This is a genomic window from Streptomyces sp. NPDC054834 (assembly GCF_053611185.1).
Map to the genome: position 1 here is coordinate 63170 of NZ_JBSGZV010000047.1, position 13314 is coordinate 76483.

The window sequence follows — 13314 nt, forward strand, 5'->3', positions numbered from 1 at the left end:
TGCCGCCGGAGGGGGACGGGACATGCGGGACGGCCATCAGGCGGAGGCCGAGCGGCTGGTGGTGCGGGCCGTGGAGGAGGAGGTACGGCGCTCCGGCGGACGGATCGACGGGCAGGTACTGCTGTCGCGGGCGCGCGGCGCACTGGACTCGATCTCCAGGACGGCCGCCGAGGAGTACGAGGCGTACACGCGCGCCCTCGACGAGGGGGAGGCGGGACGGCTCACCTTCGGCCAGCGCTACGCGCGCGAGGGCGCCGGTACTCCCCTGCTGGTGGCGGGAGTCGCGGCGGTCGCGGCCACCGTGGCCGATCTGTCGCTCGGCACCGGCGCGGCGACCGCGTTCGGCGCGGGTGTCGCCGTCGGCGTCGTGGGCGCGGCGGCCACCGTCGTGAAGGTCGCCGGCTCCCACCTGCCCGCGGCCCACCACCGGGCCGGCGCGGCCGGCCAGCCGGGCGGCCCGGAACAGCTGCGCCTCCAGTGGCTGACCGCGCTGGAGGTACGGGGCATCCGTCCGTTCCTCGACCAGCAGCGGGTGCTCAGCGCCTCCACGGGCCCGAAGAAGAACGGGCCCCAGCTGCGCGGCTCGGACAAGAGCGCGGCGGCCCGCAGGCGCACGGTGCTCGAGCAGTCCTTCGCGCAACTACCGGACCCCGAGGGTCCGTTCGCGGGGCGGCGGACGGAGATGGCGCGGATCAGGCAGTGGGTGCAGTCGGCCCGGGCGACGACCGAGACCCGGCCGACGGTGGTCGTCCTGTACGGGTCTCCCGGCTCGGGCCGGACGACCCTCGCGGTCCGCGCGACGCACGATCTGAAGGACCACTTCCGCGGCGCGGTCGTCGTCGACCTGCGCGGCGACAGCCAGGAGCCGCCGCTGTCCACCCGGGACGCGCTGCTGCATCTGCTCAACCGGCTCGGCGCGCCCCGCGAACAGCTGCTGTTCCGCGAGCGGTCCTCCCCCGACCAGCAGGTCAAGCGGCTCAGCGAGCTCTACCACCAGCATCTGACGGGCCTGCCGGTGACGATCGTGCTGGACGACGCCTCGAACGCCGAGCAGGTCCGCGCCCTCGTTCCCGACCGCTCCGACAGCCTGGTGCTGGTCACCGCGCGCAAACCTCTCGACCTGCCGGCGGACCTGCTGGCCTGGGTGCACCAGCTCCCGGTCGAGCCCCTGGAGGCGGCGGGCGCGGAGGAACTGCTGGAGGCGGCCGCGCAGGACGCCTCGGGGCCCTACGACGCCCAGTCCAGCGACCGGATCCGGGAGCTGTGCGGCGGCCTGCCGCTGGCGCTGCGCGTCGCGGGATCCTGCCTGGGCCCGCGGTCGGCCCGCGGGCTGGCCACGGACCTGGCGGCATACGGCCCGGTCGAGCCGGTGGAGCGCGTGCTGTGGCTGCGCTACACCGACCAGTCGGAGCCGGCCCGGCGGCTGCTGAGACGGCTGGCGCTGGCGGGCCGCGCCTCCCTCGGCGCCGCCGCGGCGGCCGCGCTGCTCGCCACCGACGAGCCCGAAGCCACCCGTCACCTCGTCGCCCTCGCCCGGGCCGGCCTGATCGACCACGTCCGCGGCAACCGCTACCGGCTGCACGACCTGGTGCGCGCCTTCGCCCACGCACGTCTGCTGGACGAGGAGGACCCGGCCGAGCGGACGGCCGCGCAGGAACGGCTGATCGTGAACTACGCGGAACTCGCCGACTCCGTGCTCCGCCTGGTCGACGGCAACATGTCGACCCGCTCGGACCGCTTCGGGCCGCACGGCTTCACCTCCCTCGACGAGGCGCTGCGCTGGCTGGACGACGAGTCGAGCTTCATCACGGCGGCGCTGCGCCATGCGGAGGGCGTGAACCAGTCGGCGGTGCTGAACCTGCTCGGCGCCCTGTGCGACTACTGCCTGCTGCGTGGCGACCTCTACCGCCTCGGCGAGATCAGCGAGCTCGCGCAGGCCGTCGACCAGGGTCTGCTGGTGCGCTCCGTGCAGTGGCGCACGGGTATCGCAGCCCGTCAGCTCGGCGAGCTGGACAAGGCACGCACCACCCTGACGTCCGTGGTCGACCTCTATCTGGAGGCTCATCACGACGCGGGCGCGGCCCGTGCCCTGTGCTCGCTCGGCATCACCCTGCACCACCAGGGCAACCTCACGGAGGCCGCGGCCAAGCTGGAGGAGGCCCTGGACCTCCAGGCGGCGCCCGAGCTGGCCACGGACCGGGCCTGGACGATGCACGCGCTGGCCGCGGTGCAGCGCGACCGCGCCCGCCTGCCGGAAGCCCTGGACCTGCTGACGCGTTCCCTGGTCCTGCACCGTGAGGGCGGTTCGGTGCACGGCGAGGCCTGGGCCCACTTCCAGCTCGGCCAGCTGGCGCTGCGCATGGGTGACGTGCCGCGGGCGGAGACGGAGCTGGGGGCCGCCCTCGACCGCTACGGGCGTACCCGCGACGCCCGCGGCGAGGCCTGGGCCCTGACGCAGCTGGCCCGGGCCCGTCTGGTCGACGGCGACGCGTCCCCGGCGGTGGAGGGCCTGCGTCAGGCGGCCGCCCGGCACCGGGAGAACGAGGATGTGCGCGGCGAGGCCTGGACGGGCTTCTACCTGGGCCTGGCGCTGGAGGAGACCGGCAATCTGGACCAGGCGGTCCGTGAGCTGGAGCGTTCCCGCACGATGTTCTCGCGGATGCGGGACGTCTACGGCCTGGCCTGCGCCCGCCACCACTCGGCCCGCGTGACCCGCGACCAGCGCGCCGCCCAGACCGGCTCGCTGCGCAACTCCGGCTTCGCCCGTCAGCTCCTGGTCGACGCCCGCGCCGACTTCCAGCGCATCGGCGTCGGCCACGGGGAGGCCTGGACCTGCCTGGAGCTGGCGGTCGTCGACGCGGGCAACGCCCGCACCCAGCAGGCTCTCAGCCTGTGCGACGAGGCTCTCGGTCTGTTCACCGGGTACGGCGACCGCCGGGGTGAGGACTGGGCCCGCTTCCTGCGCTGCACCCTGCTGCCGTATGCGGCCCCCGGTGGGGTGGAGGTCGGCACGGCGGTGGCCCAGGAGGAACTGGCCCAGCTCGCCCGGGCCGGCCATCCGGGCCGGGACGAGAAGCTGGGCGAATACGTCGGTGCGTACCAGCTGCTCCTGGAACGGGAGGTCAGCCTGGAAGCGGGCTGGCAGGCATGGCGGCTGGGGATGGTGCCGGACCGGCATGCCCGGGAGGTGATGGGCGTTCCGGTGCCGGCCGGGCAGTGACCCCGCTCAGCCCCGCTGGGGCTTGGCGTCGGCGGGGGCGGCTTCGGACTCCCCCTTGGGGTCCGGGGCCTCCTTGAAGTCGACCTTCTGCATGTGTTTGTTCATGGACTTCATCAGGGCCCAGACGGCCACGGCCATCACCGCGAAGACGATGAAGCCGAGGACGCCGGGGGTGACCTTGTTCTTGTCGACCTCCTGGGCGAGGGGGACGAGGTGCGTCAGTGCCAGGCTCGCGCTCATGTCAGGCATTGTCGCGGATGCCCGCAAAGAGGTCGTCCTCGGGGAGGGAGGTATCGACGAGGGACTTCGCCAGCTCGTACTCCTCCGTCGGCCAGACCTTCTTCTGGACGTCCATCGGGACGCGGAACCAGCCGCCGTCCGGGTCGATCTGGGTGGCGTGCGCGATCAGCGCCTTGTCCCGGATCTCGAAGAACTCCGCGCAGGGGATGTGCGTGGTGAGCACGCGCTCCTTGCGCTCGATCTCGCTCCAGCGCTTGAGCCACTCGCCGTAGGGGGACTCCAGGCCCCGGTCGAGCATCGCCTGGTGCAGGGCCTCGGTGCGCGGGCGGTTGAAGCCCTGGTTGTAGTACAGCTTCAGCGGCTGGTACGCCGGGCCGAACTCGCCCTCCGGGTACTTCTCGGTGTCCGCCGCGCCCTCGAACGCCACCATCGAGATCTTGTGGGTCATGATGTGGTCGGGGTGCGGGTAGCCGCCGTTCTCGTCGTAGGTGGTGATCACCTGGGGACGGAAGGAGCGGATCTGCTTGACCAGCTCACCGGCCGCCTTGTCGACGTCCTCGAGGGCGAAGCAGCCCTCGGGCAGCGGGGGCAGCGGGTCGCCCTCGGGCAGGCCGGAGTCGACGAAGCCGAGCCATTCCTGCCTGACCCCGAGGATCTCGCGGGCCTCGTCCATCTCCTTCTTGCGGACCTCGTGGATGTGCTCCTCGATGTACTTGTCGCCCTGGAGCTTCGGGTTGAGGATGGAGCCTCGCTCCCCGCCGGTGCAGGTCACCACCAGCACGTCCACCCCCTCCGACACGTACTTCGCCATGGTGGCCGCGCCCTTGCTCGACTCGTCGTCGGGGTGCGCGTGGACGGCCATCAGTCGCAGTTGGTCAGTCAAGACTCAATCCTCATAAGTCGGCGCCCCCGTGTCCTCGGGTGCGATCGGCGGCTTCTATAGTGACCGAAACGGCGGGCGAATAATTCCGCGGAGAGGACGATCATGAGCACGGCGAGCACGCGGCTCCCCGAGGGCCGCTACGGCCGCTCCTCGGACGAGCGCGCCGACCGCAAGCTCAAGATCGCCGCGGTCGTCTTCGGCGCGGCCCTGCTGGCGCTGGTCGGCTACTTCGCCTACCACTACGTCGCCCAGAACGAGATCAGCGCGCAGGTGATCACCTTCGAGGCTTCGGACAACGCGGTCAAGGTGCATCTGGAGGTCCACAAGGACTCCGGCGCCTCCGGCTACTGCACCCTGCGCTCCCAGGCCGCCGACGGTGACGTGGTGGGCCGGGGGGAGTTCCACTTCTCCGGATCCGCCACGCGGATCGACCGGGTGGTCACGCTCCGTACGTTGTCCAAAGGCACCACAGCCGAGTTGCTCGGGTGCCACGCCGACTGACGTCATGCGGAATACGTAGGCTCTGACCTGCGTTGACATGAATCTGGAGGCTTATGTCCTCCCCCTTCGGCACTTGAATTGTTAGGCTCGTGGTTTCGCCCTCCCATGGAGGAACATTCTTCTGGGTAGGGCGATGCTTTGTATTCCCAGTACCGACGAGGAGCACCCTGTGACCCAGACCAGCGAGAACGTCACCTGGCTGACCCAGGAGGCGTACAACAAGCTCAAGGATGAGCTTGAGTACCTTACTGGTCCTGCGCGCACGGAGATCGCCGCCAAGATCGCGGCCGCGCGCGAGGAGGGCGACCTGCGCGAGAACGGCGGGTACCACGCGGCCAAGGAGGAGCAGGGCAAGCAGGAACTCCGTGTGCGCCAGCTGACCCAGCTCCTGGAGAACGCCCAGGTCGGCGAGGCTCCGGCCTCGACCGACGGTGCGGTCGCGCCCGGCATGGTCGTGACGATCGCCTTTGACGGTGACGAGGACGACACCCTGACGTTCCTGCTCGCCTCGCGCGAGTACGCGAGCGCCGACATCGAGACGTACTCGCCGCAGTCCCCGCTGGGCGCCGGCGTGATCGGCCACAAGGTCGGCGAGGACGCGGAGTACGAGCTGCCCAACGGCAAGAAGTCCTCGGTACGGATCCTGAAGGCCGAGCCGTACTCGGGCTGAGAGGCTCCGGCCCGGCCCTGCCCATGTTTCCTGACCTGCCCCCGGCGTCCGTGTGGCGCCGGGGGCCTTGTCATGCGGTCGCCGAGCGGTACTTGCGCACCGCGAGCGTCCGGAATATGACGACGATCAGGACCGAGTAGATCAGCGAGGCCCACACCGGGTGCTGCATGGGCCAGGCGTCCGACGCCGACTTGGGTGCGTTGGCGAACAGGACGCGGGCCGCCTGGACGGTGGCACTGAACGGGTTCCAGTCCGCGACGTGACGCAGCCACGGGGTCATGTTGCTGGTGTCGACGAACGCGTTGGAGATGAAGGTCACCGGGAAGAGCCAGATCAGCCCGCCGGAGGTGGCCGCCTCGGGCGTGCGCACGGACAGGCCGATCAGGGCGCCGATCCAGGTGAACGCGTACCCGAGCAGAAGCAGCAGCCCGAAGGCTGCCAGCACCTTGCCGGCGTTGGTGTCCCCTACCGTCCCGGTACGCCAGCCGACCAGCAGCGCGACCACGGCGAGAACGAAGAGGGTCAGTGCCGTCTGGACCAGATCGGCGAGCGTGCGCCCGGTGAGCACCGCACCGCGCGCCATGGGCAGCGAGCGGAAGCGGTCGATGAGGCCCTTGTGCATGTCGTCGGCGATGCCGGCGCCGGAGCTGGCGGTGGCGAAGGTGACGGTCTGCGCGAAGATGCCGGCCATGAGGAAGTTCTTGTAGGCGGTCGCGCTCGTGCTGCCGCCGATCTGCATGGAGCCGCCGAAGACGTAGGTGAACAGCACCACGAACATGATCGGCTGGATGAGCCCGAAAATGACCATTTCGGGAATCCTGGACATGCGGATCAGATTCCGCTGGGCGACGATCAGCGAGTCCCGGACGGACTGGCCGACGGGGTTGCGGGGTGCCGCGACCGGCACGGTGTCGGTGACGGCGCTCATTTCACGCTCTCCTTGGTGTTCGCGGCGATCTTCGCGCCGGTCTTCGCGGCGCCGTTCTCCTCGCCCTTCTCCGCGTCCTTCACCTCGGCCACGTGTCCCGTCAGGGACAGGAAGACGTCGTCGAGGGTGGGACGGCGCAGCCCGATGTCGTCGATCTCGATGCCACGGGTGTCCAGCTCGCGGATGACCTCGGCGAGCAGCTTGGCACCACCGGTGACGGGCACCGTGAGCATGCGGGTGTGCTCCTCGACCGTGGTGTCGCCCTTGCCGAAGCCGCGCAGCACCTCCTCGGCGGTCGCCATGTGCTCGCGCTCGTGCACCACGACCTCCACGCGCTCGCCGCCGGTGCGGGCCTTGAGCTGGTCGGAGGTGCCCTTGGCGATGACCCGGCCGTGGTCGACGACCGCGATGTCATGGGCGAGGTGGTCGGCCTCTTCCAGGTACTGGGTGGTGAGCAGCAGGGTCGTCCCTCCCGAGACCAGCTGCTTGATGACCTCCCAGAGCTGCTGCCGGTTGCGTGGGTCGAGACCGGTCGTCGGCTCGTCCATGAACATCACGGGCGGTGAGACCACGAGGGCCGCCGCGAGGTCGAGCCGGCGGCGCATGCCGCCGGAGTAGGTCTTGGTGGGCCGGTCGGCGGCGTCCGTGAGGTTGAACTGCTCCAGCAGCTCCTCCGCGCGGGTCTTCGCCGCCTTGGCCCTCATCTGGTACAGCCGGCCCACCATCTGGAGGTTCTCCCGGCCGGTCAGGTATTCGTCGACGGCCGCGAACTGGCCGGAGAGGCCGATGGAGCGGCGTACGGCGTCGGGGTGTTTGAGCACGTCGATGCCCGCGACGACCGCCTGGCCGCGGTCGGGGCGCAGCAGGGTCGTCAGACAGCGGACGGTCGTCGTCTTGCCCGCGCCGTTCGGCCCGAGCAGGCCGAGGACCGTGCCCTCGGGAACGTCGAGGTCGACGCCGTCCAATGCCTTTACGTCGCCGAAGGTCTTCACCAGGCCTTCGGCATAGATGGCGCCTGGCATATGAGTCTCCACGTCTTCGGGGATGCTTCGGAGGATCCGCGACACAGAGTAACGCGATGTATCGCGTCCCTCAATGGAAATACTCGAACGAGTGACCCCGAGGCCACTGCCTCAGGCGATGACCGTGTAACCCGCCTCGCGCAACGCCTGGCCGACCTCGACGCAGTGCGCCGGTCCCTTCGTCTCGAGGTGCAGCTCCACCTCCGCCTCCGTGAGCCCGAGCCGGGGATCGGTCCGTACATGGCTCACGTCGAGGACGTTAGCGTCCACCTCTGACAACACCCCGAGGAGCGTGGCGAGGGCGCCGGGACGGTCGGTCAGCCGCAGCCGAACGGCCAGGTAGCGGCCCTGCGCGGCCATACCGTGCCGCAGGACGCGCTGGAGCAGCACCGGATCGACGTTGCCGCCGGAGAGCACCGCGACGACCGGCCCGGGAAAAGCCCCGGGGTCGCTCAGCAGCGCGGCGACCGGACTGGCGCCGGCCGGCTCCACGACCAGCTTGGCCCGCTCCAGGCACAGCAGCAGCGCCGCGGACAGCTCGTCCTCGCTGACCGTGCGGACCTCGTCGACGAGGTCGCCGATGATGCCGAACGGCACGTCGCCGGGACGCCCGACCTTGATGCCGTCGGCCATCGTCGCCGGGTTCTCGATCGCCACGGGACGCCCGGCCGCGAGCGAGGGCGGGTAGGCCGCCGAGCCCTCCGGCTGCACACCGACGATCCGCACCTCCGGCCGGAGCGCCTTGACCGCCACCGCGATGCCGGCCGCGAGCCCGCCGCCGCCGATGCCGACGACGATCGTGCGCACCTCCGGGCACTGCTCCAGGATCTCCAGGCCGACCGTGCCCTGCCCCGCGATGATGTCCGGGTGGTCGAAGGGATGGATGAACACCGCGCCGGTCTCCGCCGCGTACTCCTGGGCGGCGGCCAGGGTCTCGTCGACCACCTGGCCGTGCAGGCGCACCTCGGCGCCGTAGTCACGGGTGGCGCTGATCTTGGGCAGCGGTGCGCCCTTCGGCATGAACACGGTGGCGTGCACCCCGAGCAGCGCGGAGGCCAGCGCCACGCCCTGCGCGTGGTTGCCGGCGCTCGCGGCGACCACTCCGGCGGCCCGTTCCTCGGGCAGCAGCCCGGCGATCCGCACGTACGCGCCGCGCAGCTTGAACGAACCCGTCCGCTGGAGGTTCTCGCACTTCAGGTGCACCGGCGCGGAGACGAGCTGGGACAGGTGCCGACTGCCCTCCATCGCGGTCACCCGCGCCACCCCCGACAGCATCTTCTGCGCGCCGCGCACGTCGTCGAGGGTCACGGGCAGGAAGGAGTCAGCCGTGCTGTAGCTCATGACTCCAGTCTCGCAGTTCACAGTCGTGAGCGACTGGTGTGACCAACCTCCGAGACCGGTTTGCGCAGCGCCCGTACGGCCCACCCCCCAGCCGCGTACTCTGTCCCCCAACCCAGCACCCCCTTGATGAAGCGAGCCCCCGGCCATGCCCACAACACCTGAAATGTCGATGGACATGACGACCGTCGGTGACACCGGTCTCCTCGACACGCTGCAACACGAGGTCGCGGTGTTCGCCCGCCGTGCCGAACAGACCCGGCTCGGCGGCGTCGGGCAGGTGCGCAACTCCATGGACCGCGCCGCATACCTGCTGCTCAACCGCCTCGACAAGGAAGGCCCGATGGGTGTCAAGGCGCTCGCCGCGAGCATGGGGATCGACTCCTCGACGGTCACCCGGCAGGTTGCTCCACTCGTGGACACCGGGCTCGTCAAGCGCACCTCGCACCCCGAGGACGGGCGCGCGGTGGTGCTCCAGCTGTCGCCGCGCGGGCTGTCCCGGCTGGAGGAAGTGCGCTCGTCCAGGCGTCAGTTGATGGCCGAGCTGACACACGACTGGGCGCCGGAGGAGCGCGAGGCGTTCTGCACGCTCCTGACGCGCTTCAACACCGCGCTCTCCACGCGCATGACGGTCCAGGGCTTGCCGGCGCCGGAGACGCCGACGGCCTCCTGAGTTCCCCCGCGCCGCCCCCCGGCGGCGGGTCCGCACACGCGCGTGCCGCACGACTCTTGACCGCGGGCCCGCCACTGGCCTGATATGAGACCAGACGGCCCCGGGGGGAGGCGCGGTGCAAGAACGGCAGGCGTCCGGACACGCCCGCCGTGCCCGGGAGTTCGAGGCGTTCGTCGCGGGTGCGGGCGGGCGGCTGCTGCATGCCGCCACACTGCTCACCGGGGAGGCTCCGGACGACAACCCGCGCGCGCGGCGCCTGCTGACGCTGGCGCTCGCACACACGTACGCCTGCTGGGACCGGCTGCGCGGAGAGGACCCGTACGACTGCGCCCGCCAGTATCTGGCCACGCGGTTCGCCCGCGGCGCATGGCACGAGTACGGCGGCTTCGCCCGCCCTCGCCCGCACCCCCGCAACGCCCTGGCCGTCCTCACGCCCCAGGAGCGCCTGATCGTCGTCCTGCGGCTGTACGAAGGAGTGGCCGAGGAACAGGTGGCGGCACTGCTCGGGCTGCCCCTGGAGCGGGTCTGCGTCATCTGCGACCGCGCGACGGCCACCGTGCTGGACCCGCCCCGCAGGCAGCCGCCGGCGGTGGCGGGGGCGAAGGTGGCGCCGTCATGAACCGGTCCGCACGTGAGGCCACCGTGCGGCGCATGATGGAGGAGATGTCCCCGCGGGTGCCGCCGGAGCTGTACGCGGACGCCGTGCGGCGCGGCGGCCGGCTGCTGCGCCGCAGGACCGCGGCCCGCCGCCTGCTGTGGCTGCTGCTGTGCGCCGCGTGCGTCGCCTTCACCGTCTGGGCGCTGACGGCACACCCCTGGGTGGAGCCGCCGTCCCAGACGACTCCACCGCTGACCGGCTGGTGACCCCGGGAGCCGGGACTAGCCGAGGGCCTGCTGGAGGTCCTCCAGGAGGTCCTCGACGTTCTCGATGCCCACGGAGAGGCGGACCAGGTCTGCGGGGACCTCCAGGGCCGAGCCGGCCGCGGAGGCGTGGGTCATGCGCCCCGGGTGCTCGATCAGCGACTCGACACCGCCCAGGGACTCACCGAGCGTGAAGACCTTCGCCCGGTCGCACACCTCGACGGCCGCCTCCTCGCCGCCCGCGACCCGGAAGGAGACCATGCCGCCGAACGCCCTCATCTGCTTGGCGGCGACCTCGTGACCGGGGTGCTCGGGCAGCCCCGGGTACAGGACGCTCGTCACGCGCGCGTGCCGGGTGAGCATGTCGGCGATCTTCGTGGCGTTCTCGCTGTGCCGGTCCATGCGCACCGACAGCGTCTTGGTTCCGCGCAGCACCAGCCAGGAGTCGAAGGGCCCGGCGACCGCGCCCATCGCGTTCTGGTGATACGCCAGCTCCTCGCCCAGCCCCTCGTCCGCCGTGATCAGCGCGCCGCCGACGACGTCCGAGTGGCCGCCCATGTACTTCGTGAGGGAGTGCACGACGACGTCCGCGCCGAGCGAGAGCGGCTGCTGGAGGTACGGCGTGGCGAAGGTGTTGTCCACGACGAGCTTCGCGCCGGCGGCGTGGGCGACCTGGGCGACGGCGGCGATGTCGGTGATGCCGAGCAGCGGGTTGGAGGGGGTCTCCACCCAGACCGCCTTGGTCTTCGGGGTGATCGCGGCCCGTACGGCGGCCGGATCGCTGGTGTCGGCGACGGACCACTCGACGCCCCACCGGGTGACGACCTTCGCGAACAGACGGAACGTACCGCCGTAGGCGTCGTTGGGGATGACGACGTGGTCGCCGGGGCTGAGCAGCGTACGCAACAGGGTGTCCTCGGCCGCCAGCCCGGACGCGAACGCCAGGCCCCGGCGACCGCCCTCCAGGGCGGCGAGGTTCTCCTCCAGGGCGGTCCTGGTCGGATTGGCGCTGCGGCTGTATTCGTAGCCGCCGCGCAGGCCGCCGACGCCGTCCTGCTTGTAGGTCGAGACCTGGTAGATCGGCGGGACGACCGCGCCGGTCAGGGGATCGGCGGTGTTGCCCGCGTGGATCGCGAGAGTCTCGAAATGCTGACTGATGTGCCTGTCGCTCATGGGGACCGAGCGTAATGCGCTCGCGGGGCTGATGACGGACGCCGGGGCTCGGCCGGTGGGGCGGAGGGGTTTTCCACAGGTGCCGCGAACCGGTTGGCCAATTGTCGGCGGCGTCTGGTTCGCTTGACGCATGGCGATTCTCTGGGTCCTGATGGCGCTGCTCATGCTGGGCTTCGTGCTGCTCCCGACGCTGCGGCGCAGGCGCGGGATGATCGAGCTGGTGTCTCCGGACCACCCGGACGCCGCGGACCCGGCGGACTACGGCTTCGTGCGCCAGGAGGAGCTGGACATCCGGATGCCCGGCCCCGACCAGGACCTGCTGGACGTCCTGGACCTGGTGCAGCGCACGCAGGACTACCGCGCGGCGGCGCAGCTGCTGGCCGGCACCGAGACCGAGGGCGAGCCGCGCTGGCAGCGCGTGCAGGCCTTCGCGGGCGCGGCGGCGCTCGAGTTGCGGCAGCGGCCCGGCGGGGTCCACGAGACGCCCGGCGGGCAGTGGCTGCGGGTGTGGCGGGCCGAGCAGCCCAAGGACGCGGGTGGCGCCGCCGTGCACGCGGAGTTCCTGGTGCAGCAGGCGTGGCGCACGTCGACGCCGGGCTCGGACGAGTTCCGGATCATCATGGAGGAGGCCCGGGAAGCCTGCGCCCAGGCGGCCCTGCTGGCGCCCGGCGACCCGGTCCCGCATATCGTCGAGCTGTCGGTGGCGCGCGGACTGGCCTACTCCCAGCCGGAGTTCGAGAAGCTCTGGCTGAGGATCCTGGACCGCACTCCCGCCCACATGGGCGCCCATCTCGCGGCCCTGCACTACTGGTGCGAGAAGTGGCACGGCTCCCGGGAGCTGGCGTACTCCTTCGCGGAGGCCGCCGCGGCCCGTGCCCCGCAGGGCTCCCTGCTGGCCGCGATGCCGCTGTTCGCGGTGTTCGAGCACCTCCCCGAGGTGAACCTGGTCAGCAGCTTCTACCAGAGCGAGGTCGTCACCAAGGCGATCCACGGCGCACTCCACGCGGTGCACGCGGCGCGCCCCGACGACCCGATGCAGGCGCACGTCCGCCACCTGCTGGTCTTCTTCCTGGTGCGCGCCGAACGCTGGGCGGAGGCCATGAACCAGCTGATACACGTCGACGGCCACGTCGGCGCCCTCCCCTGGATCCTGTCCGCCGAGCCGGCCGCCGAGTTCGCCCTGCACCGCGCCCTGGCGGTGGCGGGCTACGAGGCGAACGGCGGCAGCCCGGCGACCCTGCTCACCTGACCGGAACCGGAATTCGGGCGGTATCCGAAACGTTGTGCGGGGTGCCGTCGGCGCCCCGTGCGGGCGGCTCACCCCAGACCGACAGGGAGACCTCATGCTCTTCGGCCGTACGCCCCAGCTGCCCACCGCCGAGCAGGCGCTCAAGGGCCGGCCCGCGCCCGCGTTCGAGGTCCCCGACCGCCACACCGTCCTCGGCAACCCCCTCCAGGGCCCCTACCCCGAGGGTCTGGAGATCGCCGACTTCGGCCTGGGCTGCTTCTGGGGCGCCGAACGCAAGTTCTGGCAGCTCCCGGCAGGGGTGTGGACGACCCTGGTCGGCTACCAGGGCGGCTACACCAAGAACCCCATGTACGAGGAGGTCTGCTCGGGCCTGACCGGCCACACGGAGGCCGTCCGCGTGGTCTACGACCCGAAGCTGATCTCGTACGACCGCCTTCTGAAGACCTTCTGGGAGTCCCACAACCGTTCCTAATCAGTGAGCAGGAGTGAGTCTTGGACCCAAACCTGGTCACTGCGGACATCCCGAACGGTTTTGGGTGTCCTGGTCGCCCGCGTA

General features: G+C 71.2%; 13 protein-coding genes and 1 pseudogene. 8 read left to right on the forward strand and 6 right to left on the reverse strand.

Annotation, left to right across the window (positions count from 1 at the left end; translation table 11 throughout):
• The first annotated feature begins 22 nt into the window (after nt 1-22).
• Nucleotides 23-3220, forward strand: a complete 3198-nt coding sequence (locus tag ACWGJM_RS39890; RefSeq protein WP_453416645.1) for a tetratricopeptide repeat protein — start codon at nt 23-25, stop codon at nt 3218-3220.
• A gap of 6 nt (nt 3221-3226) precedes the next feature.
• Here the strand turns inward: ACWGJM_RS39890 and ACWGJM_RS39895 are convergent, their stop codons facing one another.
• Both ACWGJM_RS39895 and mca read right to left on the reverse strand, forming a co-directional pair.
• Complete coding sequence (locus tag ACWGJM_RS39895) at nt 3227-3460, reverse strand: hypothetical protein (protein ID WP_453416646.1); 234 nt, start codon at nt 3458-3460, stop codon at nt 3227-3229.
• A gap of 1 nt (nt 3461) precedes the next feature.
• The gene (mca, locus tag ACWGJM_RS39900) at nt 3462-4343 is read right to left on the reverse strand and encodes a mycothiol conjugate amidase Mca (RefSeq protein ID WP_453416647.1); all 882 of its coding nucleotides are present in this window, start codon (nt 4341-4343) and stop codon (nt 3462-3464) included.
• Nucleotides 4344-4445: 102 nt separating this feature from the next.
• Here mca and ACWGJM_RS39905 point away from each other — a divergent pair, with 102 nt between their 5' ends.
• Nucleotides 4446-4844: a DUF4307 domain-containing protein gene (locus ACWGJM_RS39905; RefSeq protein ID WP_453416648.1), complete on the forward strand. Its 399-nt coding sequence runs from the start codon at nt 4446-4448 to the stop codon at nt 4842-4844.
• A gap of 169 nt (nt 4845-5013) precedes the next feature.
• On the forward strand, nt 5014-5514 hold the full coding sequence (greA, locus tag ACWGJM_RS39910) for a transcription elongation factor GreA (protein WP_453416649.1): 501 nt from the start codon (nt 5014-5016) through the stop codon (nt 5512-5514).
• Nucleotides 5515-5584: 70 nt separating this feature from the next.
• Here the strand turns inward: greA and ACWGJM_RS39915 are convergent, their stop codons facing one another.
• From ACWGJM_RS39915 to ilvA, 3 genes are all read right to left on the reverse strand, one after another.
• Nucleotides 5585-6442, reverse strand: coding sequence for an ABC transporter permease (locus ACWGJM_RS39915; RefSeq protein ID WP_453416650.1), 858 nt, complete (start codon nt 6440-6442; stop codon nt 5585-5587).
• Nucleotides 6439-7464, reverse strand: a complete 1026-nt coding sequence (locus ACWGJM_RS39920) for an ATP-binding cassette domain-containing protein (RefSeq protein WP_453416651.1) — start codon at nt 7462-7464, stop codon at nt 6439-6441. The genes ACWGJM_RS39915 and ACWGJM_RS39920 overlap by 4 nt, the downstream gene beginning before the upstream one ends.
• Nucleotides 7465-7575: 111 nt before the next feature.
• Nucleotides 7576-8805, reverse strand: a complete 1230-nt coding sequence (gene ilvA / locus ACWGJM_RS39925) for a threonine ammonia-lyase (protein WP_453416652.1) — start codon at nt 8803-8805, stop codon at nt 7576-7578.
• 163 nt (nt 8806-8968) lie between these two features.
• Between ilvA and ACWGJM_RS39930 the strand changes: the two genes are divergently transcribed.
• The 3 genes from ACWGJM_RS39930 (at nt 8969) to ACWGJM_RS39940 (ending at nt 10339) form a co-directional block, all read left to right on the forward strand.
• Nucleotides 8969-9475 carry a MarR family winged helix-turn-helix transcriptional regulator gene (locus ACWGJM_RS39930; RefSeq protein WP_453416653.1) on the forward strand — a complete coding sequence of 169 codons (507 nt, stop codon included), beginning with the start codon at nt 8969-8971 and terminating at the stop codon, nt 9473-9475.
• A 115-nt stretch (nt 9476-9590) separates the two neighbouring features.
• Entirely contained in the window at nt 9591-10094 is a 504-nt protein-coding gene (locus ACWGJM_RS39935) for a sigma factor-like helix-turn-helix DNA-binding protein (RefSeq protein ID WP_453416654.1), read from the forward strand.
• On the forward strand, nt 10091-10339 hold the full coding sequence (locus ACWGJM_RS39940) for a hypothetical protein (RefSeq protein WP_453416655.1): 249 nt from the start codon (nt 10091-10093) through the stop codon (nt 10337-10339). Before ACWGJM_RS39935 ends, ACWGJM_RS39940 begins: the two co-directional genes overlap by 4 nt.
• Before the next feature lie 15 nt (nt 10340-10354).
• Here the strand turns inward: ACWGJM_RS39940 and ACWGJM_RS39945 are convergent, their stop codons facing one another.
• Complete coding sequence (locus ACWGJM_RS39945) at nt 10355-11509, reverse strand: cystathionine gamma-synthase (RefSeq protein ID WP_453416656.1); 1155 nt, start codon at nt 11507-11509, stop codon at nt 10355-10357.
• Between the two features lie 130 nt (nt 11510-11639).
• Here ACWGJM_RS39945 and ACWGJM_RS39950 point away from each other — a divergent pair, with 130 nt between their 5' ends.
• Nucleotides 11640-12758 (forward strand): hypothetical protein, encoded by a 1119-nt coding sequence (locus tag ACWGJM_RS39950; RefSeq protein WP_453416657.1) that lies wholly within the window; start codon nt 11640-11642, stop codon nt 12756-12758.
• Nucleotides 12759-12852: 94 nt separating this feature from the next.
• Nucleotides 12853-13221 (forward strand): annotated as a pseudogene (locus tag ACWGJM_RS39955) (peptide-methionine (S)-S-oxide reductase); the annotation flags it as partial.
• Nucleotides 13222-13314 lie beyond the last annotated feature (93 nt).

Excerpts from the sequence above, each read along its gene's own strand:
- ACWGJM_RS39895 (WP_453416646.1), bottom strand. The coding sequence starts at position 3,460 with ATGAGCGCGAGCCTGGCACTGACGCACCTCGTCCCCCTCGCCCAGGAG.
- ACWGJM_RS39930 (WP_453416653.1), top strand. The coding sequence starts at position 8,969 with ATGTCGATGGACATGACGACCGTCGGTGACACCGGTCTCCTCGACACG.
- ACWGJM_RS39945 (WP_453416656.1), bottom strand. The coding sequence starts at position 11,509 with ATGAGCGACAGGCACATCAGTCAGCATTTCGAGACTCTCGCGATCCAC.
- ACWGJM_RS39890 (WP_453416645.1), top strand. The coding sequence starts at position 23 with ATGCGGGACGGCCATCAGGCGGAGGCCGAGCGGCTGGTGGTGCGGGCC.
- ACWGJM_RS39905 (WP_453416648.1), top strand. The coding sequence starts at position 4,446 with ATGAGCACGGCGAGCACGCGGCTCCCCGAGGGCCGCTACGGCCGCTCC.
- ACWGJM_RS39915 (WP_453416650.1), bottom strand. The coding sequence starts at position 6,442 with ATGAGCGCCGTCACCGACACCGTGCCGGTCGCGGCACCCCGCAACCCC.
- ACWGJM_RS39940 (WP_453416655.1), top strand. The coding sequence starts at position 10,091 with ATGAACCGGTCCGCACGTGAGGCCACCGTGCGGCGCATGATGGAGGAG.
- ACWGJM_RS39920 (WP_453416651.1), bottom strand. The coding sequence starts at position 7,464 with ATGCCAGGCGCCATCTATGCCGAAGGCCTGGTGAAGACCTTCGGCGAC.
- ilvA (WP_453416652.1), bottom strand. The coding sequence starts at position 8,805 with ATGAGCTACAGCACGGCTGACTCCTTCCTGCCCGTGACCCTCGACGAC.
- ACWGJM_RS39950 (WP_453416657.1), top strand. The coding sequence starts at position 11,640 with ATGGCGATTCTCTGGGTCCTGATGGCGCTGCTCATGCTGGGCTTCGTG.